This is a genomic window from Helicobacter pylori (assembly GCF_011140715.1).
GTDB classification, from domain to species: Bacteria; Campylobacterota; Campylobacteria; order Campylobacterales; family Helicobacteraceae; genus Helicobacter; species Helicobacter pylori_DA.
Genome location: NZ_SFZZ01000033.1, coordinates 1 through 1,524, shown reverse-complemented (window position 1 = coordinate 1,524; position 1,524 = coordinate 1). Strand labels below are relative to the sequence as shown.

Annotated in this window: 1 protein-coding gene and 2 tRNA genes; 1 reads left to right on the top strand and 2 read right to left on the bottom strand. The window is 38.6% G+C overall.

Features of this window, described 5'->3' with window-relative positions; all coding sequences use genetic code 11:
• Positions 1-542 precede the first annotated feature (542 nt).
• Together EWZ81_RS03350 and EWZ81_RS03345 are read right to left on the bottom strand one after the other, a co-directional pair.
• A tRNA-Met gene (locus EWZ81_RS03350) sits at positions 543-619 on the bottom strand.
• 32 nt (positions 620-651) lie between these two features.
• Positions 652-726 (bottom strand) — tRNA-Gln (locus EWZ81_RS03345).
• A gap of 76 nt (positions 727-802) precedes the next feature.
• On the opposite strand from EWZ81_RS03345, the gene EWZ81_RS08450 reads away from it, so the two are divergent.
• Positions 803-1,327 carry a hypothetical protein gene (locus EWZ81_RS08450; protein WP_240146742.1) on the top strand — a complete coding sequence of 175 codons (525 nt, stop codon included), beginning with the start codon at positions 803-805 and terminating at the stop codon, positions 1,325-1,327.
• Positions 1,328-1,524: the final 197 nt, after the last annotated feature.

Genomic DNA, 1,524 nt, shown 5'->3' with positions numbered 1-1,524 from the left:
ACCATTTGAGCGGCTTCACCGATTTGATAGCCTACGCTTGTGTAAAAGCCGTCGTCTTCAGCGCTCAAAGTGGAAACTAAAAGCGAGCCTAAAGCTAATGAAAGGATGTGTTTTTTCATGTTTTTTCTCCTTTTTGGATTAAATTGGATTAGTATTAGGGATTTTATACATTGGAATGCATTTGCATTAGAATGCATTTGCATTGGAATGTATTTGGAGTATTATAGCATAAAGCGTTTTTTTTTTTTTTGTCATTTTGAGAAAATTTTGTGATTTTTTTACTTTTAGCGCTTTTTGTTTCGTTTGGTGGTGTTAGAATTGTTAAAGTCATGGTTAAAACTCGTTTTTTAATTTGGTGTCTTCATTTGAAATTCATTTTCTTCATTTGAAATTCATTTTCTTCATTTGAAATTCATTTTCTTCATTTGAAATTCGTTTTCTTAAGTTGAAATTCGTTTTCTTGCGTTAGTGTCTCATGCGAAGCTTATTTTTTAATTGAAAATTCATTTTCTTAAGGGGATAGGGGGGTATTTAATTAAGATTGGTTGCGGAGAATGGATTTGAACCACTGACCTTTGGGTTATGAGCCCAACGAGCTACCGGACTGCTCTACTCCGCGACACGCTAACAAGAACGCACTAAAAGGAAAAATGGCTGGGGTGCAAGGATTCGAACCTCGGAATGCCAGGACCAAAACCTGGTGCCTTACCGCTTGGCGACACCCCAACACAAAACGATAAAATAAAAGAAGCATTATACAAAAGCTTTTTAAAAAAGTCAAGCTAAAACGCTATAATTTGTTATGGAAAACAATTTTGACCCTCTCATCTATAAACGCTATTTGAAAAAGAAAGAAACCTTTTTGCTGTTTAAAAAGATCGGCCAAATGTCTGCGTTTAAAAATTTAAAGCTCCAGCTCAAGCGAAGAGAAGTGATCAATCGTTATGTGGCTGGAATTTTAGGGGATTTAAAGAAAGGGTTTAGATACGCTAAAATTGAACACCAAATCCTAAAAATCTATTTCACGCACCCGAGTTTCTTGAAAGCCTTTGAAACAGAAAAAGACCATTACACCAACCACTTAAAAACGCATTTTTTAGAAACGCAAAAAACCCTAAAAGCCCTAAATTACCCCTTTGATTTTAAAATAATCCAAGCGAGCGTGAGGAAAAGACCTTACCAAAAACCGGTTGTCAAAAAAGAAAACCCCCCTAAAAAACCGGTTAGCGTGAATGTCAATTGCGAGGGTTTGAGCGATTTCACCAAAAAGCAATTTTTAAAACTCAAACGCGCTTGTAACGATAATACGCCGCGCACGCCCCCTTGAGAGCTGACCATGCAACTGCCGATCGGATTTTGCGGGGTGCAAGTTGTGGCGAATAGTGAGCAGTCTAGGGGCTTAAAGCAATTTTCAAAACTCAAACGCGCTTGTAACGATAATACGCCGCGTACGCCCCCTTGAGAGCTGACCATGCAACTGCCGATCGGGTTTTGCGGGGTGCAAGTTGTGGCGAATAGCGAGCA